Origin of the sequence: Brevibacillus fortis (assembly GCF_046196545.1) — a bacterium.
Lineage (GTDB): Bacteria > Bacillota > Bacilli > Brevibacillales > Brevibacillaceae > Brevibacillus > Brevibacillus fortis_A.
The window spans coordinates 5,312,868-5,334,431 of record NZ_CP176370.1 but is presented as its reverse complement, the minus strand read 5'-3'; the positions used below and the strand labels follow the sequence as shown (position 1 = coordinate 5,334,431).

The following is a 21,564-nucleotide window of genomic DNA, read 5'->3' as shown; positions in this document are numbered from 1 at the left end:
GTCGCAGCCATTGGAGGCAACAACAGGGACCAAACATTTTTACGATTTGAAGTTGTCCATGCTGGAAGAATGACCAGGCTGCAATTTGGCATCCGGATTAAAGTAGGAAACCGCGTTGTTCACAGCGGTAGGGGCCTCACCAAATCCGACAGCAATCAGCTTGACCTTACCAGGATAGGTTGCGATATCGCCTGCTGCGAAAATACCTGGAATGTTTGATTCCATGCGGGTATCGACCACGATGGAGCCTTTTTCGAGCTCAAGCCCCCAGTTCTTGATGGGACCGAGAGAGGAGATGAAGCCGAAGTTGACAATGACTGCGTCAACTTCCAGATCGACTTCTTCTTTTGTCGTGCAATTGGCCAGCGTGAGTTTTTCGATGCGCTCCTCGCCGTGCAGAGCTGCAATTTCGTAAGGTGTCGTGACGTTTACTTTGGAGGACATGAGCATTTCTACGCTGTGTTCATGTGCGCGGAACTTGTCTCTGCGATGGATGAGGTATACTTCTTTTGCGATAGGTTCTAGCATGAGGGACCAGTCCAGAGCGGAATCACCGCCGCCAATAACAGCTACACGCTGTCCCTTGAAGGAGTTCAGATCGGTAACAAAATAGTGCAGATTGGATTTTTCATATTTGACGGCATCTGGGTGTTCCAGCCTGCGAGGTTCGAACGCTCCTACCCCAGCAGTGATGATTACGGATTTGGAGTAGTGAGTGCCTTTGTCCGTTGTGATTTCAAACACATCGTCTACTTTTTTTACGACATTTTCCACTTTCTCTTCCAAGCATACGGTTTGCTGAAAGCGGGATATCTGATCTTTCAGATTATTGATCAAATCTTGTGCCAAAACCTTTGGAAATCCGGCTACATCATATATGTACTTCTCCGGATAAAGAGCGGATAATTGCCCGCCTAGCTGGGGCATGCTCTCAATGATTTTTACACTGGCCTGCCTCATCCCGCCGTAAAAAGCGGTAAATAACCCGGCAGGGCCGCCACCAATGATCGTAATGTCGTAGATTTGCTCGTCCTTTTGCAGAAAATTCAATCCAAAGCACCTCCGAATTAATCGTAAGCGAACTCCTCAACCATTATAACCCATACAAGTGGAAAAACAGGAGAGAAATTCGAAAGATGATAGGCAAAAAAACCTTGCAAATCCAATCGGTAGCCGATAAGATGAGGATGACTGTAAAGAAATTGTCACATTTTTCTACGTCTGACTTTGTGCATTTTTTCACAGAGTGGTTCGGATGGCATCACAGGGCAATAATTCCGATACTACACGGATCATGAAATGGGGCATCTTAATTTGTACCAGACCACGTGAAAAATCGCACAATCTTCCTTAAGTTACCATGAACAATGACATCATACATGATTGGAAGGGATACTGATGGGTACACCCAAAATCCTGATTCTTGGCGCTGGATACGGTGGTTTGCTCACAACGTTGCAGCTACAGAAAAAGCTCAACTACAATGAGGCAGAAATCACCTTGGTCAACAAGCACAACTATCACTACATCACGACTTGGCTACATGAGCCGGCTGCTGGTACAGCACCAGCGGATCATGCCCGCGTCAGTCTGGATGGCATATTGAACAAGGACAAAGTCAACTTTGTCAAAGGAACGGTGCAAGCCATTCAGCCAGAGGAGCAGACCGTCACGCTCGAAAATGGCGAGGTGCTGTCGTATGACTATCTCGTCATCGGATTGGGCAGCGAGCCAGAAACGTTCGGAATTGAGGGACTCAAGGAGCATGCGTTTAGCATTCGCAGCATCAATGCAGTCCGCAATATTCGCGAGCACATTGAATACATGTTCTCCAAATTTAAAAATGAGCCGGATCGTACGGACTACCTCACGTTTGTTGTGGGTGGAGCTGGCTTTACAGGCATTGAGTTTTGTGGAGAGCTCGGCGATCGTCTGCCAGAGCTGTGCCGAGAATTTGATGTCGATCCAGAACTGGTGAAAGTCTACTGCATTGAGGCAGCGCCAACTGCATTGCCTGGCTTTGATCCAGAGCTGATCCAATACGCAATAGATGTTTTGGAGAGAAAAGGCATCGAGTTCAAAATTGGAACACCAATCAAGCAGTGTACCCCGGATGGCGTACTGTTGGCTACCGGAGAAGAAATCAAATCGAAGACGGTGGTTTGGGCAGCAGGTGTCCGAGGCAACAGCATCGTGGAAAAAGCAGGCTTCGAAGTCATGCGCGGTCGCGTCAAGGTAGACGAATACTTGCGTGCGCCTGGTCATGAGAATGTTTTTGTCGTAGGGGATTGTGCCTTGATTTTCAACGAAGAAGGACGTCCGTACCCGCCAACTGCGCAAATCGCGGTACAGGAAGGCGAGACGCTGGGTGAGAATCTCGCTGCATTGGTTCGTGGGGATCTACCTCAAAAATTCATCCCGCATCTGCAAGGGACACTGGCCTCTCTTGGAAAAGGTGAGGGCATCGGGCAAGTTGGTTCGAAAAAGCTGTTCGGCAGCACAGCAGCCATGATGAAAAAAGCAAGCGACCTGCGCTACTTGTACAAAATTGGCGGCGTCGGTCTCGCATTGAAGAAAGTAAAGCTGTAAAACGATGCGTCACGCGAGCATTCAAGTCCGGGGGCTCATGGTCCGCGAAGAGATGGATCGGTACAATGCCTTGATGGAAGTGGGAGCTTTTCTGGAGGAACAGGGGCGACACGATTTGGCATGGCATGTACAGCGTGAAGTAGATATTCTCATCCTGCCTGCCATCGACCGGCTCAAGGAAAAGGGCCGCGAGAGGGATCGGGAAAATCTGCGATACATGATCGATAATGGGCTCCTTGATGACGAGGATGATTGATAGGTACCCCCGGCGAAGAAGAGCCGGGGGTTTCGTTTAGCTAGGACATGGGAAGGAGAGAGTTGGATGCGCGAAGGGAAGGTTTGGCTAGGCGCCTGCGGGATCGTCATTCGCGGGCAAGAAGCACTGGTTGTCAAAAAAACGTACAGCGGACTAAAAGGGCAATGGTCCTTTCCAGCGGGATTTGTGCAGGAGGGCGAGACTGTAGATGAAGCAGCAGTGCGTGAGGTACTGGAAGAAACGGGTGTCGAGGCAGTCGTACGACAAGTAGCGGGAATTCGGTCAGGTGTCATTCGAGAGTCCATTAGCGACAATATGGTCGTTTTTTGGATGGATTACATAGGGGGAGAACCTCGCCCGCAGGAAGGTGAGATCGCCGAGGCGAGATTTATGCCGATACAAGAGCTGCTTCATGACCCGCTGTCATCGACTTATTTAAAAATCATATTACCGGACTACATCAAACGGGAGCAGGGAATGACAGGTCAATCGTTTGATATCGATCCCATTTTTCAATACACTTCCTATAAAATCTTTAAGTAATACTGCGAATAAGCTAGATAAACTGCAATGTTTCCGCTTACATTGCGGTTTTTTTAAGGTTTTTCGCAATGAACTGCATTGTGAACCAAGGGGAGATTCTGATATAGTTAGATACATCAAAATAATCAGAAAATACATGCAATTAATTCTCACGCATGTATGCCGAAAGGGGAGCTCAACATGAGACAAAAACAAGAACAGTGCCCGTACTGCCATGGCCAAGGGTATTTCCAACTGCTCCTGGGGGGCTCGGAGAATTGCCCAAACTGTGACGGAGCTGGTACACAGGAAGCTCAGAAGGAAGCTGTTTCTTCTCATCAATAATGATTAAGGACCTCGCATAGAAACCGTCGAAGCGAATGCATCGGCGGTTTTTTCTGTCAGCAGGCAACACATACGATAGGCTTCTCTTATTGACCGATCCCTCGCCTTTTTGCTACACTTAATACCGAAAATAGCCCGTCTTTCCTGTATTTGCATAAAGCAGTGGCAAAAGGTGGAGAAGGTGGCAGGAGGTCTTTTTCGTCGATGAACTTGATGCAATTTATGGTATCCATTGTTCTGTTCTCCGTGCTAGGGTTTGGCATTGGGTTTATTTTAAACATGATTTTGAAAACGACATGGTTTCCTGTTGTGATCGGCGTTGGTGTTGTCGTAGGTGCACTTGTCTATCAACAAATCGTTCCGGGAATTTGGGATTCGCTCATTCTGGGCTGCGGCATGGCAGGTACAGTGGCGAGTGGCTGGACCATTCAAACGCTACGCAAAAAAGGATATCGAATGTTTTAAAACAAGTACAAGCAGGCCTTTGTTTCGGGCCTGTTTTTCTTTTGGCATTTTATTGGAAAAACGTGCAACTGACTGAATATTTCTGTAATCACCCAAAATTTGTGTATACTTTCCTCCTCGTCGGGACATGACTAGAAACGAGAGGAGGTTTACCAAGAAATGAATGGGAAGCAGTTCGTAAATATCGTCGCGCTGTTCATCCTGGTCTTGACGGCCTTCGCAAGCGATGGATACAGCTATAATGTTGTGGGAGACCACGGTGTCTCATCTACTTTTGGAATCAAGGAAACGAAAGAGGGGCAACGTGTCGTCAAAAAACGGACGGTATCTGCCAGTTCTCTTACTCAAGTGATTGATAAAGCGGAAGTATTTCACGATCAATATCCAAAAGTACGTGTAGTAGCGACTGGCTACTATGCTGGATACGAATCGACGGGCAAAAATCCATCTCACCCGTCCTATGGCATTACATATTCAGGTGTAAAAGTACGTAGAGACGACTATTCCACGATTGCAGCTGATTTGCGTGTTTTCCCGCTGGGGACCGTTTTGTACATTCCCGGTTATGGATATGGCGTTGTAGCTGACAAGGGTGGAGCGATTCGCGGCCATAAGATTGACCTGTATTTCGAGACCAAGCAGGACGTATTCTCGCAATGGGGGAAAAAATCAGTGGACGTGTACATCGTAAAAAAAGGCGAAGGCAAGGTAACGGAAGCTTTTCTGAATAGCTTGAATGAAAAAGGAATAGCAGCCATGGCGGAACCCGTCAGCGGCAAACAACAAACTGAATAGCAACTAACGAAAACGAATGGATGCCGCATCGGTGGCATGAAAGAAAAAAGAAAAAACGTTCAAGGCAGAAGCTTTGAACGTTTTTTGTGTCATTTTGTATGAATCAAATTAACCAGCTTCTCCAGTCCTTCCAAAATGCGAGGAGAAGGGCGGCAATATAGGCCTTCTTCCAACAAATGAACCTGATTGTTTCGAATAGCGGTCATGTTCAACCACTCTGGGCGGTTTGTGATCATGTCAGGCTTGATTCGCTTCAGTTCAATTCCGCACCAGACGACGCAAATATGGTCGGGATTGCGTTCCATGACCATTTCCCGCGTAGCCTTGACGTTCGCGACAGGATAGTCTGCAAAAATATTGGTGGCACCCGCAATCTCACTTACATCGGTCAACCAGTTTTCCTGACCAGGTGTGTAGATGGGATTCGGCCACCATTCCCAGTACAGCTTCGGGCGTTGAGTGTACTTCGCTGCCTTTTGTCGGATGCTTTCAATGGTTTCGTCAAATTGAACCGCAAGCTGCTCGGCTTGCCTCTGTGTTCCTGTCGCTTCACCGACGAGTCGGATATCATGAGCGATTTCTGCGATCCGGGAAGGGTTCAGGACGATATGAGGAATGTCTCTATCGCGCAGAGCCTCTATATTTTTCTCCATACCAGGAACAGAGAGTGACGCTACGACCAGATCCGGTTGGAGGGCAGCGACCAGGTCCATATCGATTGTCAGATCGGGTCCAACCCGGGGGAGATGCTGCCACTCCTGCGGCCAGTCAGAGTGATCATCCAAACCGACGACATGCTCACGCAGGCCTATATAATAGAGGATTTCGGTATTGCTGGGACAGATGGAAACAATGCGCATGGGAGCCCTCCTTTAAAAAAACGGATGGAGCAATAACGCAATCATGACGCCTAACCAACCGCCGATCAATACCTCGATCGGTTGATGACCGAGCAGTTCTTTCAGTTTTTTTGCTTTTTCCTGGTTAGGGCGTACTTTTAACGATTTCATTCCTTCTAACAGGTGGTTGAATTCATCGACCAGCTTATTTAAGACAACGGCTTGCATACCGGCATGGCGGCGGACACCTGCGGCATCAAACATCACGATCACACCGAGAATGGCAGAAATAGCGAACATGTTGCTGCCAAAGCCCTCACGCAGTCCCACGGCTGTGGATAGTGCTGTCACGGCAGAAGAGTGGGAGCTGGGCATACCGCCTGTACTCATGAGCAGTGACCATTGCCACGTTTTCGTTGCAAAAAAATGGAGGGGAATTTTGATAAATTGGGCGATCCCTATGGCTAGCAGTGCTGCCCATAAGGGGAAGTTTTCAAAAAAATCCGCCACGGAAAATCCATTCCTTTCTACTGTGCGCTTATCTCTAGGATTATTGTAACAGAAGGGCGTTGTCTTAATCCGTGAAGTTTTTGTTTGGATGTAAAGTCATTGCCAATCTGTGTTACCATGAAGACGGAAGGTTCGAAACGGAGGCATGCATCCATGGGGTATCCCGAGCAGTATTTACAGTTCATTGAAAAATTCAATGATGGCGAATACTACGAATGCCACGATCTGTTGGAAGACATCTGGATGGAAGATAAGTCAGACAAGTTTTTGCAAGGATTGCTGCAATTGTCAGTCGGACTGTATCACCAAGAGTACGGCAATATAAAAGGTGCTCGCTGGATGTTAGGCAATGCACGAAAGTATTTGACCCGTTACCAGCCAGTTCATTGGGGACTGGACGTAACAAGAGTTCTTCGTTACATAGATGAATGCGAGAAATTGTTGCCGGAAAAGGATGTCATTTCTTACACAGAGGCAAAAGCCATGACGTTTCCACCCTTGCGCTTATATGTCGACACATCATGTTAAACAAATGTGCCCATATAGTATCCTACCACACAGAAAGAGGGAAGAGTATATGAAAGTAGCAGTAGAAAAACGCATACAGCTTGTGAATATCGCTTGTGATGAACTGATTGTCCCGCTATGGAAGGGTGAGGAGATCTCGCAAGTATACCCGGAATTGGACGAAGCTTTTGGAGGCAGTTTGAGTGGCTTGCAGCAGGACAAGGAAATTACAGGTGAGGCAAAGGAAATTACGGTTGTTCACGGAATGAACAACGTAGCTGCGAAAAAACTGTTGATCGTCGGGATGGGTGAACCAGGGAAATTTGATTTCGTCGCAGCCCGAAATGCATGGGGACGTGCAGCCAAAACGGTTGTGGGAAAAGGCAACGGCAAAACAGTGGTGATTGATTTGCCAACAACAGAGCATCTGAGTGCTGACCGTCTGGCGCAGGCAGTTACGGAAGCCTTTGGTCTTGCCGAATACAATTACGAGGGCTACCGTCAAAAAGCAAAGCGTGAGTTTGACCCAATCACGACGGTGCAAATTTTGTCAGCAGATGCCGATGCTTCATTGGTACAGGCAGGTGTTGCACGTGGTTCGGCGCTCGTATCCGGGACGAATCTGGCGCGCACGCTCGTCAATGAACCAGCTAACTACTTGACTCCACGTGCTTTGAAGAATGCGATGGTCGAGGTAGCAGAGCGCTATGGCATGACTGTAGAAGTCATGGAAAAAGCGAAGCTGGAAGAGCTGGGGATGGGCGGAGTGCTTTCTGTAGCGAAAGGCAGCGAGCTTGAGCCTTATGTCGTCGCAGTCAAATACCAAGGAAGAGACACGTGGGACGATGTCATTGGCTTGATCGGTAAAGGCGTGACATTTGATACAGGTGGAATCTCCATCAAGCCAGTAGCGGGCATGGAAGACATGAAGTCGGACATGGGTGGAGCGGCTACGATGATCGGCGCATTGGAGGCACTGGGACAGATTAAACCAAAAGTAAACGTACTGGCTGTCGTCGGTACCGTGGAAAACATGCCATCCGGAACGGCATTCCGTCCAGGGGATGTCATCACGACCATGAGCGGCAAAACGGTAGAGATCATTACGACAGACGCAGAAGGTCGTCTCGTACTGGCTGATTGCATCACCTATGCAAAAGAGCAAGGTGTGTCTTGCCTGGTGGATGCCGCTACCTTGACAGGTGGTATCGTGGTAGCGCTCGGTCATTTCTGCTCTGGCGCCATGACCAATGACAAAGCACTGTTGGATGAGCTGATGAATGCAGCAGACGTCGCGGGTGAGCGCTTGTGGCAACTCCCGACCTTCGATGAATACCGCAGCCTGAACAAGAGCCGCTTTGCCGATTTGAAAAACTCGGGTGGACGTTATGGCCATGGCATTATCGGCGGTGTTTTCCTGCAAGAATTCGTTGGCGACACACCGTGGGTACATCTGGACATCGCGGGAACGGCGTACACAGCAAGTGCTGGCGACATGCAACCAGCTGGCGGTACCGGATCGATGACGCGGACCATCGTTGAATTCGTTTCCAGTCGTAGTGAATAAGAGGTAGTTCCATATCCCATTTCAAAATAAAAAAGGAGTGTTTTCACATGGCACAAAATCCAAGCAACGAAGCACGTCGTCAACTGCTGGAGGATGCAAAAACGATCGCGGTAGTGGGTCTCTCCAACAAACCGGACCGCACCAGCTATATGGTATCGCAAGCCATGCAGAACGCTGGCTACACAATCATCCCGGTCAATCCTGTCATCGCGGGTGAAACGGTTTTGGGTGAAAAAGTACTTGCCAGCCTGTCTGAGATTGATCAGCCAGTCGACATCGTCAATGTGTTCCGCCGCAGCGAAGACATGATGCCTGTTGCAGAGGAAGCATTGAAAATGCAGAACAAGCCAAAAGTGTTCTGGATGCAACAAGGCATTGCCAACGAAGAAGCGGCTAAATTGGTTGCAGATCAAGGCATCGAGGTTGTGCAGGATATGTGCATCAAGGTAGATCACGCCCTTTTGCGGGTCGGAAAATAAGAGACTGACAATCGAGGGAGTGGAAACAACATGTTTATCAACCCTGCGGCAGATACCAAGCGCGATCGCATTCCACCGAATCAAAAACAGACGACAGGCTTTCCCGTCCTGCACTATGGAGAGGTTCCCGAATATACAGATCTGTCTACGGAGTGGAGTTTTCGCCTTTTCGGTCTCGTCGAAGAAGAAGTAACACTGACCTACGAACAAATGATGGCTCTGCCAAAAGGCGGTACGACCAACGATATTCACTGCGTGACAGGCTGGAGCAAGCTGGACAATGAATGGGAAGGCATTCCGGTGGAGGAAGTTCTGAAGCTGGTAAAGGTAAAGCCGGAAGCGAAGTACATCATGCTGCACGCTGAGCACGGATGGACTGTGAACATTCCGCTTGTCGACTTCATGAAAAACGGCAATCTGTTCGCCACGAAACATAACGGCGAGGATTTGACCCCTGAGCACGGCTGGCCGCTGCGCTTTGTCATCCCGCATCTCTACTTCTGGAAAAGCGCCAAGTGGGTGCGTGGGATTGAGTTTATGGAGAAAGACAAGCAAGGGTTTTGGGAGAAGAATGGGTATAATATGTATGGCGATCCCTGGAAAGAGCAGAGGTTTGCTTGGGATTGATTGGAAGAAAAGAGGCGGTGATTATCCGCCTCTTAATTCGTTTCAAATGATTTAATTTTGCATGCTACCCTTCGACCAGGACCACCTTGCCTCGAATGGAAAACGTGGGTACGCCTTGCACTTTAAAGCAGGCGGAGACTGGCGAGACCTACAGAACATCCCATATGAGCAATACAGAATCATTCACGAGCCACGCAGTGGGGCATGGGGTGTTGAGGACTGGAATAACACAGGGCGCACCGTAACTAGCACAGCAGGCCCCGGTAGAAGCAACGGTGTGTCTGCATAATCTGACCCGAGGCTTTCGATTAACGGTGCGGGGAAAGCGAATCTATATCGAGTGCAATCGTTTGAGCAACCAGCGGATTGCATCACTGGAGCTGTGGGGCCATCAAACGGAGCTGCAAGCATTTCCGATCCAAAGCTCAAACATCGTTGAAGGACGACACCCGGGCGTATACCGGATTGTTGGGCCAGATGAAACGGCTCCATGCGTGACAGGGACAAGGTTTGGCAGCGGTGCAATCGCTGTCGCTGATCCGAAAGTGATGACAAAGTTACATCCCGATAGCTATGGCGTGCAGGAATGGGGTAGTGCTTCCAAAACGGTTCGCTCTGCTTCTCGAATCATGCAATCGGCTGCCAGCATTAGCGATCCAAGAGTTGTTAATCAATATCACGATGGAGCCTATAAAGTGAACGAATGGGAAACAACTTCACCCACTGTCACGACAGGAAGTCATTCAGCCGGCAGCGGCAAAATTATCAGCGATCCACGTATTTCCGATCGACCAGGACTTTATACGGATAAGTACCGCATGCAATCTATGGATCAGCCAGCGGCAACAGTGACAGGCGTAACGGATGTACAGAGCGGCGCACAGCTCGTAGCTGACGTTAGAATGACATGCAGCCCGCGCTCGGGAACGATGGGCGTAACCGCATGGGAAGCGACATCCCCAACGGTCACGGGCAGCAGCGATGTACACTCGGGCTCCTCTGCCGTTGCTGATCCACGACCAGTCCCAGTTGATACAGACCGAGGCGTTTGGATCATCATTGCCGAGGATGGGACATGGCATAGGCCGCTCACGACATACGAGCTGGCAATGCTTCAAGGCTTCGATACACACTTGCCTGATGGTCGTCCGTTCCAGTTGGAAGGTTGCAGCGATGCGAAGGCCCGGGAGTATATCGGGAACGCAGTACCGCCAGCATCGGCAGAGGCAATGGGTAAAGTGATCCTTTTGGCAGCAGCGAAGGCAGAAGCAAACGTTGGATTCGAATTGAGTTGGGAAGATATTTGGGTCGATTCTGACAGAGTAGAAGTCCCAGCATTGGTTCACTAAGGATATCGGCGTCCATGACTACCAAACAGTTCGTGGACGCCTCCATACACACGAACAGGAAGGTCAGGAAACACGATGGCAACATGACTAGCATCAAGCTGTAGACGGTCGGAATCTTGTTCAATGGCATAGGGTATCTCCATAGCATCCAAGGCCTCTTTCAAATAGCTGACTTCAGACCATTCGACCGAGTAATAAAATGACTTTTCCACGTGACCAACTTCTTCGTCATCATTATGCCACGAGGAGACTGGAACAAAAAAGATAGGAACAAAAGCTCTAATATGTTAATTAGGACCTTTCGACAATTCTGTTTTGCGACTATTTCTCAACGCAAGCCATTTTTTAAGATCCGACCACATCATCTTTGTTGTCGCAATCGCAAACAATCCAATCCACTTATCAGCATGACCAGGGGAATCATCTATGAAGCCCATATAGATACATGCAGCAACTGATAGGAACCAAATAATGGCGAATAATGGCAATGTAATCACCTCTCTTAGAGGAATCCGGCAACGAAGCAAAATTGTTTCACTTGTTCATTTACAAACTGCTCAATATGTTAAATGTCGTGGTGAACGATGAAGTAGTTTTCAAGAAAAGCCCGATCGGCAATAGCTGCTAAAGTTGTTAGGGTTTTAGTCAGATCATCTCTGGTGAAATTCAATTTCTCGTACCGGCCATTACCATTCTCGTCCATAACAAAGTCGCCTGTGAGTTGGAGGGTTGAAGGAGCCAGAGAAAACAGGTGTGACGAACTCAAGCAAATGTCTTTGAGAAGGTTTGCACCTTTATGACGAATCAACGTAATACCGTGGTAATTTAAGCCGACGTGGTTTTCTTTGGTTGAGGGATTAAAGGCAGGGATCCAACGAAGAGAGTCCCATATGTAAAGGACAAGGTTATCACTTAAAACTACTTGCTCAACTGGTTCATCATCACTTTCACTCCGTAGTAAGAAAAACTCATGTGTAAGGCCCATTTAATCACCTATATTTAGTTAGTTTTTGTTTATCTTATCACATTGTGTACTTTGTATTATAGGTCCTCGCCAACATAACGACTTTCTCCAGACATGAATTTATTTAAAGAGATCCACCATTTTAGGGAAATGGGCATCAGAAAACATTCAATTGAGCTTGAAATTTCACAACCTAGCAATGATTCGAGAAACCCAATTGTCGCTAATTCTTTAACATAGTCGTCACCTTTGATATGGAGCATTTCTAAAACCTCAAATATCATTGGGAATTCTGTTAACTTTTGCTGTTGGTAAAGCTCATCTACATGTTGGGCGAAATCTGAGACATCAATATACGGAAGATGCTCTTCGCCATCTTCGTAAGATTCAAGAACATATTGGAGCCATCGTTCTTTATAGGAGGGACAGGCGGATAAGAATAAGTTCATAACCTCATGCTTCTGTATCATTAATAAATCACTCCGGAAAAGGTATATCGGCATTCTACCACATCAAAAACGGTATTCAACACAATAGTATAAGATGAAAAAGAAAGCGGAGGATGAGCCTCCACAGTTCGTTTAAGAAATTTAGAAAAACTGTCTAAGTCACATGTAAGTTAGTCCGAAAGAATGTAAGAGTTTCAAAAATGATTTCTTTAGATAATTCATTATCATCAAATAAGTCAAAACCATGATGTCCACTTGAGTGGTTAACTAGGTGAACTGGGACACTTAGACATTCAGCCTCATGGACGAAACGATCAATTGAATTATTGAAAATTAGACTATCTAGCTCCGCTTTTACAACATACATGGGAGGGAGTCTATCTGGAGTATCACTTAAATAATTTATCGCTGAGAACTCATTAATTTGCTTCTCTGAAAGTTCATGTTTTAAGTCGAAAAGATCCATCAAGGAATAGTAAGATACTAGGCATTTTGCCCATTCAGGCTTGGTTTTAAGGAGAGCTGTTAAACCAGTAGGGCCACCTGCTGAGCACACCCAAACGCCGATTCGATTAGAGTCAATCTTCAGTTCACTAGCACAGGACTGAACGTATTGAAATAAATCAAGAATATCCTCTGTAGGGCCTAAAAGATCCGTAAAACCATGAGTTGATCGGTGTGTGAAAGTGATTCCAATTAATCCGGAAGCCGCAGCAAGTTGTCCCCATGAGGTGTATTGACCACTCTCTTTAATAGTACGGAGATTTTCCCATGGAGCATCGCCATGAATAAATATTACAGATGGTAATGAATCTTCTTTTGAGTAACTAGCTGGATAGTAAATATCAGCTGTTAACTTCTCTCCATCGATTTCTTTGTAAACCAAATCTTGAATTACTTTTGCAGTATTCATGTCAGGGATTTCGAGAACAACTTGTTTTTTATGTATTTCATTCCTGTCCATATGAAAGGCCTCCTTTTTAACAGTAAGAACAGTTTGATTTTACCATAATTATCCTACCAATTGATGATTTAACAAAACGGTAATTGTGGAAAGTACGATGTGCGCTCCTCGAAAAATGTTAGAAAAAAACCCCCGGAGTAACCCGAGGGCCGTTGATGGAAGTTGTTATCTACAAATGATAAGCCACTTACTGGATACTGTGCCGCCTTTGTCATCGTGAGCTGTAACGGTAATAGTTATAGTATTTCCAATCGATTGTTTTGGAAATCTCGCAAATAAATTGTTTTCAAAAGCATTAGCGGAGACTGTTGGATCATCTGATTCGGCTGTAAATCTAAGTTCATCTCCGTCTGGGTCCGAATAAGCAGAGTAAATTGGACCTAAAGTGCCAGTACCCTCAGCATATTGATTTATATAGGTTACCTCTAGAACTCCATTATTATCATGAACTACAGGCGGTCGATTGCTATTCTCGACTTATCCCCTTATGTTTTTAGGGCTTTCGTTCGAGCCTACACCGTGCGGGCGACTTTCATCGCACACGGCGTTCCATCAACGGATAAGATAGGAAAATTACAACGGGCAATATAATCGTACAACTCATATGTCTTGATTTACAGTTTTTGTTTTCGACACAGAACGTTGACTTGTCACAACACACGATTTGTTAAACGGGAGGGAAATGTATGAAGCAACCTAAAATTAAGATTTTCGGCGGGGTATACGACGTAATTGAAATAGGGTTTGATAGGAAAACTGGTCTTATTAAGAAGATCATGTACCGAACTGATGGGGATTATGAGGAAGTTGTATTCCGAGGAGATGAAGTTTTTGCTGGGTCATTATCAGAAACGGTCAAAATTCAAGAGCCAACACGCGATCCTTACTATGGTTTTGCTTATGCACCTGATTTAGAGAGCTTGGTAGTGATGAGCAGTTAAGTATTAACAAAACAATCGATGTGATAAATGGGGAGGCTGAATATGGGCTATATCAAACATAACGCTATTGTTGTGACAGGCGCACCACACGCGATGAGCCAACTGGAGATGGTTCATAACAAAGCTCAGGAACTGTTCGGGTCGCTGGTGTCTCCGATTATAGAAAGCCACTGGAACGGATTTCACTCCTTCTTTGTTGCTCCAGACGGAAGTAAAGAGGGATGGAAAGAGTCAGATGACGCGGATTTGCACCGAAGAAAACTTGCAGCATTCATTGATTCTATGAAACATGGCGATGGTTCAGCTTCCATCCATTATGTCGATGTCTCATACGACGAAGAACATGATGTAGAAATCGAGAAAACCAATAAGTATTCAAAAGCAATTTAACATTTCATTACTTGTGGTAATTGAACCTCAGTTCTTGATTAACCCAAATATCGTTTTGCTTGATCAACTTAGCAGTGGCATCGCATTTAATTCCACTGTAGTCATATGTAGCAATAACAGTATAGCTGCCATCGCTATTATGTGTCACAGTAACGATCTTGAAATTCTTGAGCCATTTATGGCCTCGGGGAATTTTCCGCGATTCATGTGCTTCACATTCATGTCTAACATGTTGCTCAAGTGCCCAACCTTTTCGAATCCAGTGATCGATCGAATTGATGATATCCCTGATCGGCGGCTTTGGATGTGAATCTGCTGCAAAAGTGTTTGGGGTAATGAACGAAAACAAAAAGAAGCCCAATAAAATAATCAATTTCCGCATCGAAAAGTCACTCCTTCATCAGTAACTTTTCCGGCCGCGAGGGAAAATATCAACAAAGTTCATTTAACAAAAGAGAAATTGTGATGAACTATGTTAATCCTCCTTATCGATTAACTTGGTAAGCAAGTCTTCGATTCTCTGTAAATGTTGATTGGTTTGCTTCAGCAGATAATACAAATTCACAATTGAGATCATTACGACAAACCCAAAAACTAGCTCCATTTTAATTTCGCTCCATTTGGTAATAGTTGGATATTTTGATGATAGCATGAAAGTAAAGAAATCGCGATGTTTAACAAAATATTTCAGGAGTAAACTGGAGATTTTAGTCATCCCAGTTTTCGAAAATCGAATCGCCAGTACACCACTTCTCGTAATCAAAAAGTTCAGGATTTTGGATGAGTTGAAATGAACGAGCTACCCATTGTTGAAGAACGTATTTCGATTGGAAGAAGCCTGTTCTACAAAAGAACGAACTTCTTCAAGGTGGTTTTTATTATTGTTAATTTTGACAGCATCACCTACTAATAGATATAGACAAGCTAGAAAGACTTTTCGCTTATCCTTTGCTACTTTCGGGTCAACAGATAGTGATAATAGCAAAGGAGCAGTATCTATAGTAGTGACAAAAAGGTCCCAATCTTGATGTGGCAACTCTGAATCATTTGAGAACGCCCATTCGCGGATGTCATAAGTCATCGTATCAACTACTTTCTATAAAAAAATAGCCCCCTTGCGGGAGCGCGTATATATGTTCGGCAAAAACATTATAGCACGGGCTTGCCGCGAGGGGGAATTGGAAAGATGAGCGCACAAGAACAACTGTCATTTCTGGAACCAGTAGATGAAAAAGAAGTCAGGAAGGCTGTTGTTAAAGCATTAAAAGAATATAAAGCCCTTCGTGTTGCTGTCCAAAATAAACAGGAGCAAGAGGAAAAGGGCATTGATCAACTGTTTCCACGGCTTCAAAAGTTTGAGTCCACGAATGAGTTGAAAGCACGACAAATCGAAAGGGCTTTGCAGTATTCGTTGGATGAAGTAGAGCGTCAGATCATCGAAGAGAAGTATCTCAGCACAGCCAGGGTGAAAGACATCAATGTATATCTGGACTTAGGTCTGACAAAAGACCAATTCTACACAAAAAAGAAAGAGGCAATAATGCAAATTGCTACGGCACTCGGAATGATCTGAGTGCCTTTTTTCATTAAACAAGTGTGCATCGGCCATGCGCTAAACTTTCATTTTTTTAGCCAGAATGAGCGTTTTTTATCTGATGAAAAATCCAACTTTTGGATGTAAAATCAAACTAATTACTGCAAAAAATATCGCGAAAATACTGGGGGTAGTCATGAAACCTGTAAAACTGGTAGCAATTGGTGGTAAGTATTTCTCAAATTTATTTAATGGGAAGTTATATCATTCAATCGAAGTAAAATTGAGCCCATTTGAGCTTGAAGGAAATGAATGTATAGATAACCCAATACATACAAAGATCAGTATTGATTTTCTTGAATTGCCAGGTGTTCGGAGTTGGCGGGATTTGGAGAATAAAGCTTACGAGTTTACCGACTTCGCTTACGAGGATTACGAAGTTCCTATGCCTGATGCGTCAATTTATTTGTCTTATTATCATAGTCTAGTATGCGTTACTAATATGGAATTCGGGGAGAGAACGGATCACTACATAAGAATGTTCATGAAATGTAAAGTGGATTTTGAGAACGGAGTACACGGAATCCAGTCTTATGAACTTTCATGTCTACTTGAGATTGGGGATTAACGGAGAAAGACATGAGGAGGCTGCTTAAGTTTTTACGGTAGCTTTTGTTAAACTAAAGGGCAGGATAATGCAAGAAAATGTCCAACTCTTCTAAGGTTTTGAACATATTACCATTGAACGAGGAGGCAGATATGAGAATATTGAGATATGCTTTATTGATAATTGTGTTTTTTCTTTCTTACTGGGCTGGTTATTACTCTTACGAGAGTTTGCTTTGGTTAGTTTGGAAACAGACTCTTGGAGGTGATAAGCGAGCAGTAGTATTTTGGTCTTCAATAGCTTATTTAATTATATTAGTTCCGTTGTTTCTTTTGATATGTTATACAATAAAAAGTAAATTAAAATGTAAATTACCACGTTTCGTTTCTTATCCTATTTTTTGTGCGAGTGCTTGTATTTTACCTACAGCCTTCATTATGTTGTTCCTTGGAGGGGGAAGTTTTTTTTCAGCTGAATCTCTGTTATTTTACTCATTTTTTGCTTCATCAGGGATAAGCTTCGGTCTAGGTTACGGATTAATTTCACTTATGTTCGAACCTAAAAGTATGGAATAGTCGTTACGCTAAGGGGTATCGATAGTTGAAGATAGCAGTGACAGAAACCACCTTTAAGGTGGTTTTTTTGTTTAAGTTGATCAATGAAGTCCCGACAAAATCCCGATAAGATGTAGGAAAAAATCAGGGATAAAAGGCAGGACGATTTGAATTTGGATAGTCGGTAATCTTGAGTCAAGAGCAAGCGACATCTGCTCTTGGGAGATACCGCCTATCCCTTATCAATGGTGTACCTGAGCGAATCTATGGGTGATGACGAATGTGACCTTACGAGAGGGGGACATTCTGAGCCTGAACGCACCAGTTGCGACGAGCGTAGCAGGGAACCATGCAATTATTTTTCATTGTATGCATTACAGCGGTTTTCAAGTTTTGGGAACCCCTCTCGGAGCTTTAGAAAATCGCGATTTACTCTGCTGGGATTTACCGGACAGGGGAAACCATGCGAGGCATACGGCTCCGGCCTCTCGCCCTTTGTCCGTTACATCTCAATAGCAAATAAACTAAATGTTGCTTTGGAAACCTATTAAAATTATCCATAAATTGTTTCTAATGTGTGAATTGCAGAAAAATGCTTTATATGTAAACAAATGGAGTTTATAGTTGGTTTGCACCATAAATAAAAGGGAGTATTTTAATGTCAGGAAAGAAAATGTTATTGGCAGGTTTGTCACTTGCTACAGCCAGCATGGCTATACTTTCAGGAGGGGCCTTTGCAGAAACAACGGATACTTCAAAAGGTAAAAAGCTGAAGAAGCAACAAGTCATCAGCTTACTAGAAAATAATGATAAAGAAGAATCTTATCTTTATATAGCATTGAGCAAAGATGATCAGGACTATGAAGGTGCGCATGATTATTTGAAGAATGAGAACTTTAAGAGGAATTTTAAGGTCATTGGGGAAGAGCTAAGTAATTATCAAAAAGATAATCCTGATGCAACGGAAGAAGAATTAAATGAATTTTTTATGGAAACTGCAAAAAAGTATAGCAAGGAAGGATCAGAAACAAGGATTGCTAAAAGTGATGGTGAATATGAATTAGAGGATTACGATATCCCTAAATTAAATGAATACGAAGAAGTATTATTTGATGATAATCCGAAAAAAGGATATTGGTCTATTGCGGCTGGAGTGGAAGCTTACGATTATACTGATTACCTATTTGGTAGCACAAAATGGCCTGGAGGCAAAAATGATGCCTTTAGACACGCGTACTGGAACATCACAGTGGTAATGTTGGTTAATGATCAGTGGGCTGACGATTGGGCGACTGCCCATGAATTAGGGGCAGCAGACTACTCAAAAAATAACCCTCATGTGAAAATGGACCTCCATAACAATGATGAGGGCAGATATAAAGCTGCTCAAGATGGATTGGATTTTAATGATCACTTTACTGATGCGAGGGAATCAGCCCATGAACTATATGAAGGTGGAAAGCTTAAATACTTGAAAAACTGGGATAAGTACCCACGGGACTGGAATAAGCTAGATTTAACTAGATTCACGGGTAAATCATCTGATTATGAAAACGATCCAAGATACTAATTAATGGTAAACTATAGGAATCATGAGGGGGAACGTTGTGAGAAAATTAATTGTTTTTACATTAGTTTTCTTTTTCCTTGGCAGCTTAACTTATCTTTTTTTTAACCAAGAGGAGAAATATTATAAGTTGTCTGAAACTGCTCCCCCTGAATATGTAAAGTACCTTAAGGAAAATGGTTTAGATGTTAAGGTAGAAAAAGACGGATCACTTTGGTTAAATGAGAAAGACAAAGCAGACTATGTCGTATGTTGTAGTTAATTAACAGTTTGTGTACAACTTTGGCGCAGCAATTTTGCTGTGCTTTTTTTATGGAGGTGGGTGAGATGTAGTGCGCCAATATGTTGACTCGGCGACAGGAGAAATATACTACACGGAGGAAGTGCTGCGCCGGTCGGACGAGATTGTAAAAGTTTTTCGTCCAGTAGGTCGCAGCTCAAAATTCGTGAAAATCAAAGCCAGCCAGAAGGCAAAGAGACGGCTCAGAAAGCTGTCACTTGCTGAGGCTGGTTTTTTGTTGAAGATCGCACCTTATGCCAGCGAGGGAACCAACCTTCTGCAAGGCGATAATGAGCGCGGGCAAAAGGGAACACCGCTTACTGTTAAAGACCTTGCCCACATCGCAGACTGCTCCTATCCAACGGCACGTAGGATCGTGAAGACATTCGTGGAGCTCCACGTCATGCGTAGAACCGATTTGGAAGGACGGTCAGGTTTAGCAATTAATCCACTGTATTCTCTCAACGGGAAGACAGCGGAAGCGTGGCTTCTACACCTATTCAGTCAGGAAATCACAGAGGCAGGCGAAGACCCCAATTTGGACTAGGGGTTCGCCAGAAGCCAACAGCCATCCGAGGCATGAAGCTCTAAGCCTCACCCCCATTTTTTGCGGTGAAACAAAACATATACTTTTCCGCTGCAATAGTAGTCGTTTCGTTACACCCCCAAAACATGGGACCAGCCCAACAGCATCAAGGCATACAGCAATTTAAGGGCTGGCAATATTCTTTATTCTTACTTTATTGCCACGAAGGAGCTGAACAGCATGGACATACGGAAAATACCAGTCTCTATGATCAGAGCTGCAGAGTATAATCCACGGATCGACCTGAAGCCGGGCGATCCTGAATATGAGAAGCTGAAACGATCCATTCAGGAGTTCGGATACGTGCAGCTGCTCGTCTGGAATGAGCGATCAGGGAACCTTGTCGGTGGACACCAGGGATTCAAAATACTCGTCAATGAGCTAGGGCGGACTGAGATAGACGTTTCAGTCGTTGATTTGGATGATATCAAGGAGAAGGCGCTCAACATCGCACTGAACAAGATCAGTGGTGATTGGGATGAGGAAATGCTTGCTCAGGTGTTGGCTGAGCTACAGGAGAGCGATTTGGACGTAGAGCTCACAGGCTTTGATCTGGAGGAAGCTGTAGAGTAGATTTGATCGATGAGTACTTCAACATTGAAATAGATGAACCAGTTGAGGAAGATGATTTCGATGTTGAGAAAGCACTAAACGATATCGTTGAACCGGAGACGAAGCTAGGGGACATCTGGAGACTCGGGCGGCACATTCTTATGTGCGGAGACGCTACAAGCGAGCAGGATGTAAAACGGCTGATGGATGGACAGCAGGCAGCTCTAGTAGTTACTGATCCACCCTATAATGTTGCTGTCAAAAGTGTTTCGGCTGAACTAGCTATAGACGGAAGAGAAAGCATCTTGAATGATGATATGCCTATGGAACAATTCGAGGACTTCCTTCAATCTGTGTTTGCAAATTATGCATCAATCATGGACCCGAAAGCAGCAATCTATGTTTTCCATCCATCTAGCTATCAGCGAGAATTTGAGAACAAGATGAACGAGGCCGGAATAGTATCACGCACCCAGTGTATTTGGGTTAAGAACGCTTTTTCATTGTCATTTGCTCAATATAAGTTCAAACATGAGCCAGTGTTCTATGCTCATCTAAAAGGTCAAGCTCCTGCATGGTACGGAGATCGTAAGCAGACGACGGTCTGGAGAACTGAACTCTCTTTAATCCCTGAAGAACCAGAGACTGTCTGGGAGGTATCACGAGGGGATGTAAGTAAGTACGTCCATCCAACCCAAAAGCCATTGGCGCTGCTTGCTATTCCAATTGGGAACAGTAGTCAGAAAGGTGATACCACTGTCGATTTTTTCGGTGGTAGTGGATCTACCCTTATGACGTGTGAGCAGATGGGGCGTATTTGTAGAACAATGGAGCTTGATCCGAAATTCTGTGATGTCATCAAGAGGCGATTCTATGAGTTAACGGGAATCGAACCTGTGTTACTAACGAGACAAAGCGCTAGAAAATAATGTCGATTTCGATATCAGGCCACACTTCTTTCAGTGGCAGACCATTTAACTTAACAAGAGAGAGCAACTCATCTGGCTGTTGTGTAGTAATGACACTATCCTCGTCATAGTAACGTGTGAACGAATGACCAAACGGAGTGTTTGTTATTGAGTATCTGTTGCTATTATATATAAACTCGATGTCACGACCTGATCTTATATCTTCAACGAATTGATCATATGTGTAAGGCGTCATAGCATGCACTTCCTTTCTAAATATAAGCAAAAGGGAGACGCGTCAACGTCCCCCATGCAACCAGGTCACCCCGGCTGAGATAGTGGAAACCCGTGCGCACGGAACCCAATAGCCACTATCTCGTCATCCATCATAACATGGAAAGCCGAGGGTGTCACAGCT

At 44.8% G+C, this 21,564-nt stretch carries 31 protein-coding genes; 21 read left to right on the top strand and 10 right to left on the bottom strand.

The annotated features are described in order from the left end of the window. Positions 1 to 39: 39 nt before the first annotated feature. The gene (locus ACKKE8_RS25895; RefSeq protein ID WP_017251337.1) at positions 40 to 1,050 is read right to left on the bottom strand and encodes an NAD(P)/FAD-dependent oxidoreductase; all 1,011 of its coding nucleotides are present in this window, start codon (positions 1,048 to 1,050) and stop codon (positions 40 to 42) included. Positions 1,051 to 1,398: 348 nt separating this feature from the next. Here ACKKE8_RS25895 and ACKKE8_RS25890 point away from each other — a divergent pair, with 348 nt between their 5' ends. The 6 genes from ACKKE8_RS25890 to ACKKE8_RS25865 all read left to right on the top strand — a co-directional run bounded on the left by ACKKE8_RS25890 (position 1,399) and on the right by ACKKE8_RS25865 (position 4,972). Continuing rightward, positions 1,399 to 2,589, top strand: a complete 1,191-nt coding sequence (locus tag ACKKE8_RS25890; RefSeq protein ID WP_409175545.1) for an NAD(P)/FAD-dependent oxidoreductase — start codon at positions 1,399 to 1,401, stop codon at positions 2,587 to 2,589. Between the two features lie 4 nt (positions 2,590 to 2,593). Continuing rightward, positions 2,594 to 2,845, top strand: a complete 252-nt coding sequence (locus ACKKE8_RS25885; protein WP_017251334.1) for a hypothetical protein — start codon at positions 2,594 to 2,596, stop codon at positions 2,843 to 2,845. A 66-nt stretch (positions 2,846 to 2,911) separates the two neighbouring features. After that, positions 2,912 to 3,388 (top strand): NUDIX domain-containing protein, encoded by a 477-nt coding sequence (locus tag ACKKE8_RS25880; protein ID WP_173616475.1) that lies wholly within the window; start codon positions 2,912 to 2,914, stop codon positions 3,386 to 3,388. Between the two features lie 180 nt (positions 3,389 to 3,568). Next, positions 3,569 to 3,712, top strand: a complete 144-nt coding sequence (locus ACKKE8_RS25875; protein ID WP_173616474.1) for a YuiA family protein — start codon at positions 3,569 to 3,571, stop codon at positions 3,710 to 3,712. A gap of 204 nt (positions 3,713 to 3,916) precedes the next feature. Continuing rightward, positions 3,917 to 4,177, top strand: coding sequence for a YuiB family protein (locus ACKKE8_RS25870; RefSeq protein WP_017251331.1), 261 nt, complete (start codon positions 3,917 to 3,919; stop codon positions 4,175 to 4,177). A gap of 159 nt (positions 4,178 to 4,336) precedes the next feature. Beyond that, on the top strand, positions 4,337 to 4,972 hold the full coding sequence (locus tag ACKKE8_RS25865) for a 3D domain-containing protein (RefSeq protein WP_409175544.1): 636 nt from the start codon (positions 4,337 to 4,339) through the stop codon (positions 4,970 to 4,972). An 89-nt stretch (positions 4,973 to 5,061) separates the two neighbouring features. On the opposite strand, the gene ACKKE8_RS25860 is transcribed toward ACKKE8_RS25865, so the two are convergent. Next, positions 5,062 to 5,832 carry a cobalamin-binding protein gene (locus ACKKE8_RS25860; protein WP_409175543.1) on the bottom strand — a complete coding sequence of 257 codons (771 nt, stop codon included), beginning with the start codon at positions 5,830 to 5,832 and terminating at the stop codon, positions 5,062 to 5,064. Between the two features lie 12 nt (positions 5,833 to 5,844). Next, positions 5,845 to 6,321, bottom strand: coding sequence for a divergent PAP2 family protein (locus tag ACKKE8_RS25855; protein ID WP_047074924.1), 477 nt, complete (start codon positions 6,319 to 6,321; stop codon positions 5,845 to 5,847). A gap of 153 nt (positions 6,322 to 6,474) precedes the next feature. On the opposite strand from ACKKE8_RS25855, the gene ACKKE8_RS25850 reads away from it, so the two are divergent. The 5 genes from ACKKE8_RS25850 to ACKKE8_RS25830 all read left to right on the top strand — a co-directional run bounded on the left by ACKKE8_RS25850 (position 6,475) and on the right by ACKKE8_RS25830 (position 10,850). Beyond that, on the top strand, positions 6,475 to 6,849 hold the full coding sequence (locus ACKKE8_RS25850) for a DUF309 domain-containing protein (protein ID WP_017251328.1): 375 nt from the start codon (positions 6,475 to 6,477) through the stop codon (positions 6,847 to 6,849). 49 nt (positions 6,850 to 6,898) lie between these two features. Further along, complete coding sequence (locus ACKKE8_RS25845; RefSeq protein ID WP_409175542.1) at positions 6,899 to 8,395, top strand: leucyl aminopeptidase; 1,497 nt, start codon at positions 6,899 to 6,901, stop codon at positions 8,393 to 8,395. Positions 8,396 to 8,442: 47 nt separating this feature from the next. Next, positions 8,443 to 8,874: a CoA-binding protein gene (locus ACKKE8_RS25840; RefSeq protein ID WP_409175541.1), complete on the top strand. Its 432-nt coding sequence runs from the start codon at positions 8,443 to 8,445 to the stop codon at positions 8,872 to 8,874. A gap of 30 nt (positions 8,875 to 8,904) precedes the next feature. Beyond that, positions 8,905 to 9,501, top strand: a complete 597-nt coding sequence (locus tag ACKKE8_RS25835) for a sulfite oxidase-like oxidoreductase (protein ID WP_409175540.1) — start codon at positions 8,905 to 8,907, stop codon at positions 9,499 to 9,501. A 275-nt stretch (positions 9,502 to 9,776) separates the two neighbouring features. Next, entirely contained in the window at positions 9,777 to 10,850 is a 1,074-nt protein-coding gene (locus tag ACKKE8_RS25830) for a DNA cytosine methyltransferase (RefSeq protein ID WP_409175539.1), read from the top strand. On the opposite strand, the gene ACKKE8_RS25825 is transcribed toward ACKKE8_RS25830, so the two are convergent. From ACKKE8_RS25825 to ACKKE8_RS25810, 4 genes are all read right to left on the bottom strand, one after another. Beyond that, positions 10,847 to 11,062, bottom strand: a complete 216-nt coding sequence (locus tag ACKKE8_RS25825) for a hypothetical protein (RefSeq protein ID WP_409175538.1) — start codon at positions 11,060 to 11,062, stop codon at positions 10,847 to 10,849. The genes ACKKE8_RS25830 and ACKKE8_RS25825 overlap by 4 nt on opposite strands. Before the next feature lie 353 nt (positions 11,063 to 11,415). After that, on the bottom strand, positions 11,416 to 11,835 hold the full coding sequence (locus ACKKE8_RS25820; protein ID WP_409175537.1) for a coproporphyrinogen III oxidase: 420 nt from the start codon (positions 11,833 to 11,835) through the stop codon (positions 11,416 to 11,418). Positions 11,836 to 11,891: 56 nt separating this feature from the next. Next, entirely contained in the window at positions 11,892 to 12,284 is a 393-nt protein-coding gene (locus ACKKE8_RS25815; protein ID WP_409175536.1) for a hypothetical protein, read from the bottom strand. 133 nt (positions 12,285 to 12,417) lie between these two features. Beyond that, a complete protein-coding gene (locus ACKKE8_RS25810; protein ID WP_409175535.1) occupies positions 12,418 to 13,227 on the bottom strand; it encodes an alpha/beta hydrolase in 810 nt (269 codons plus the stop codon). 686 nt (positions 13,228 to 13,913) lie between these two features. Between ACKKE8_RS25810 and ACKKE8_RS25805 the strand changes: the two genes are divergently transcribed. Continuing rightward, entirely contained in the window at positions 13,914 to 14,168 is a 255-nt protein-coding gene (locus tag ACKKE8_RS25805) for a hypothetical protein (protein ID WP_409175534.1), read from the top strand. Between the two features lie 42 nt (positions 14,169 to 14,210). Beyond that, on the top strand, positions 14,211 to 14,558 hold the full coding sequence (locus tag ACKKE8_RS25800; protein ID WP_409175533.1) for a hypothetical protein: 348 nt from the start codon (positions 14,211 to 14,213) through the stop codon (positions 14,556 to 14,558). 7 nt (positions 14,559 to 14,565) lie between these two features. Here ACKKE8_RS25800 and ACKKE8_RS25795 read toward each other — a convergent pair whose 3' ends face one another. From ACKKE8_RS25795 to ACKKE8_RS25785, 3 genes are all read right to left on the bottom strand, one after another. Beyond that, positions 14,566 to 14,940: a hypothetical protein gene (locus ACKKE8_RS25795; protein WP_409175532.1), complete on the bottom strand. Its 375-nt coding sequence runs from the start codon at positions 14,938 to 14,940 to the stop codon at positions 14,566 to 14,568. Between the two features lie 93 nt (positions 14,941 to 15,033). Beyond that, positions 15,034 to 15,162, bottom strand: coding sequence for a hypothetical protein (locus ACKKE8_RS25790; protein ID WP_409175531.1), 129 nt, complete (start codon positions 15,160 to 15,162; stop codon positions 15,034 to 15,036). 195 nt (positions 15,163 to 15,357) lie between these two features. Further along, positions 15,358 to 15,639 (bottom strand): hypothetical protein, encoded by a 282-nt coding sequence (locus ACKKE8_RS25785; RefSeq protein ID WP_409175530.1) that lies wholly within the window; start codon positions 15,637 to 15,639, stop codon positions 15,358 to 15,360. Positions 15,640 to 15,744: 105 nt separating this feature from the next. Between ACKKE8_RS25785 and ACKKE8_RS25780 the strand changes: the two genes are divergently transcribed. The 8 genes from ACKKE8_RS25780 (at position 15,745) to ACKKE8_RS25745 (ending at position 21,167) form a co-directional block, all read left to right on the top strand. Beyond that, positions 15,745 to 16,131 carry an ArpU family phage packaging/lysis transcriptional regulator gene (locus tag ACKKE8_RS25780; protein WP_409175529.1) on the top strand — a complete coding sequence of 129 codons (387 nt, stop codon included), beginning with the start codon at positions 15,745 to 15,747 and terminating at the stop codon, positions 16,129 to 16,131. 82 nt (positions 16,132 to 16,213) lie between these two features. Next, positions 16,214 to 16,720, top strand: a complete 507-nt coding sequence (locus ACKKE8_RS25775; protein ID WP_409175528.1) for a hypothetical protein — start codon at positions 16,214 to 16,216, stop codon at positions 16,718 to 16,720. Between the two features lie 131 nt (positions 16,721 to 16,851). Then, complete coding sequence (locus ACKKE8_RS25770; RefSeq protein ID WP_409175527.1) at positions 16,852 to 17,274, top strand: hypothetical protein; 423 nt, start codon at positions 16,852 to 16,854, stop codon at positions 17,272 to 17,274. A 637-nt stretch (positions 17,275 to 17,911) separates the two neighbouring features. Then, entirely contained in the window at positions 17,912 to 18,823 is a 912-nt protein-coding gene (locus tag ACKKE8_RS25765; protein ID WP_409175526.1) for a DUF6973 domain-containing protein, read from the top strand. Between the two features lie 37 nt (positions 18,824 to 18,860). After that, positions 18,861 to 19,082 carry a hypothetical protein gene (locus ACKKE8_RS25760; protein ID WP_409175525.1) on the top strand — a complete coding sequence of 74 codons (222 nt, stop codon included), beginning with the start codon at positions 18,861 to 18,863 and terminating at the stop codon, positions 19,080 to 19,082. 70 nt (positions 19,083 to 19,152) lie between these two features. Continuing rightward, a complete protein-coding gene (locus tag ACKKE8_RS25755) occupies positions 19,153 to 19,647 on the top strand; it encodes a hypothetical protein (RefSeq protein ID WP_409175524.1) in 495 nt (164 codons plus the stop codon). A gap of 219 nt (positions 19,648 to 19,866) precedes the next feature. Beyond that, positions 19,867 to 20,259, top strand: a complete 393-nt coding sequence (locus ACKKE8_RS25750; RefSeq protein WP_409175523.1) for a ParB N-terminal domain-containing protein — start codon at positions 19,867 to 19,869, stop codon at positions 20,257 to 20,259. 2 nt (positions 20,260 to 20,261) lie between these two features. After that, positions 20,262 to 21,167 carry a DNA-methyltransferase gene (locus ACKKE8_RS25745; RefSeq protein WP_409175522.1) on the top strand — a complete coding sequence of 302 codons (906 nt, stop codon included), beginning with the start codon at positions 20,262 to 20,264 and terminating at the stop codon, positions 21,165 to 21,167. Positions 21,168 to 21,564 lie beyond the last annotated feature (397 nt).

Bases quoted from the DNA above. Each gene is read 5' to 3' on its own strand.
- ACKKE8_RS25890 (WP_409175545.1), top strand. From the start codon at position 1,399: ATGGGTACACCCAAAATCCTGATTCTTGGCGCTGGATACGGTGGTTTG.
- ACKKE8_RS25885 (WP_017251334.1), top strand. From the start codon at position 2,594: ATGCGTCACGCGAGCATTCAAGTCCGGGGGCTCATGGTCCGCGAAGAG.
- ACKKE8_RS25880 (WP_173616475.1), top strand. From the start codon at position 2,912: ATGCGCGAAGGGAAGGTTTGGCTAGGCGCCTGCGGGATCGTCATTCGC.
- ACKKE8_RS25875 (WP_173616474.1), top strand. From the start codon at position 3,569: ATGAGACAAAAACAAGAACAGTGCCCGTACTGCCATGGCCAAGGGTAT.
- ACKKE8_RS25870 (WP_017251331.1), top strand. From the start codon at position 3,917: ATGAACTTGATGCAATTTATGGTATCCATTGTTCTGTTCTCCGTGCTA.
- ACKKE8_RS25865 (WP_409175544.1), top strand. From the start codon at position 4,337: ATGAATGGGAAGCAGTTCGTAAATATCGTCGCGCTGTTCATCCTGGTC.
- ACKKE8_RS25860 (WP_409175543.1), bottom strand. From the start codon at position 5,832: ATGCGCATTGTTTCCATCTGTCCCAGCAATACCGAAATCCTCTATTAT.
- ACKKE8_RS25850 (WP_017251328.1), top strand. From the start codon at position 6,475: ATGGGGTATCCCGAGCAGTATTTACAGTTCATTGAAAAATTCAATGAT.
- ACKKE8_RS25845 (WP_409175542.1), top strand. From the start codon at position 6,899: ATGAAAGTAGCAGTAGAAAAACGCATACAGCTTGTGAATATCGCTTGT.
- ACKKE8_RS25840 (WP_409175541.1), top strand. From the start codon at position 8,443: ATGGCACAAAATCCAAGCAACGAAGCACGTCGTCAACTGCTGGAGGAT.
- ACKKE8_RS25835 (WP_409175540.1), top strand. From the start codon at position 8,905: ATGTTTATCAACCCTGCGGCAGATACCAAGCGCGATCGCATTCCACCG.
- ACKKE8_RS25820 (WP_409175537.1), bottom strand. From the start codon at position 11,835: ATGGGCCTTACACATGAGTTTTTCTTACTACGGAGTGAAAGTGATGAT.
- ACKKE8_RS25815 (WP_409175536.1), bottom strand. From the start codon at position 12,284: ATGATACAGAAGCATGAGGTTATGAACTTATTCTTATCCGCCTGTCCC.
- ACKKE8_RS25810 (WP_409175535.1), bottom strand. From the start codon at position 13,227: ATGGACAGGAATGAAATACATAAAAAACAAGTTGTTCTCGAAATCCCT.
- ACKKE8_RS25805 (WP_409175534.1), top strand. From the start codon at position 13,914: ATGAAGCAACCTAAAATTAAGATTTTCGGCGGGGTATACGACGTAATT.
- ACKKE8_RS25800 (WP_409175533.1), top strand. From the start codon at position 14,211: ATGGGCTATATCAAACATAACGCTATTGTTGTGACAGGCGCACCACAC.
- ACKKE8_RS25795 (WP_409175532.1), bottom strand. From the start codon at position 14,940: ATGCGGAAATTGATTATTTTATTGGGCTTCTTTTTGTTTTCGTTCATT.
- ACKKE8_RS25790 (WP_409175531.1), bottom strand. From the start codon at position 15,162: ATGGAGCTAGTTTTTGGGTTTGTCGTAATGATCTCAATTGTGAATTTG.
- ACKKE8_RS25785 (WP_409175530.1), bottom strand. From the start codon at position 15,639: ATGACTTATGACATCCGCGAATGGGCGTTCTCAAATGATTCAGAGTTG.
- ACKKE8_RS25780 (WP_409175529.1), top strand. From the start codon at position 15,745: ATGAGCGCACAAGAACAACTGTCATTTCTGGAACCAGTAGATGAAAAA.
- ACKKE8_RS25775 (WP_409175528.1), top strand. From the start codon at position 16,214: ATGAAAAATCCAACTTTTGGATGTAAAATCAAACTAATTACTGCAAAA.
- ACKKE8_RS25770 (WP_409175527.1), top strand. From the start codon at position 16,852: ATGAGAATATTGAGATATGCTTTATTGATAATTGTGTTTTTTCTTTCT.
- ACKKE8_RS25765 (WP_409175526.1), top strand. From the start codon at position 17,912: ATGTCAGGAAAGAAAATGTTATTGGCAGGTTTGTCACTTGCTACAGCC.
- ACKKE8_RS25750 (WP_409175523.1), top strand. From the start codon at position 19,867: ATGGACATACGGAAAATACCAGTCTCTATGATCAGAGCTGCAGAGTAT.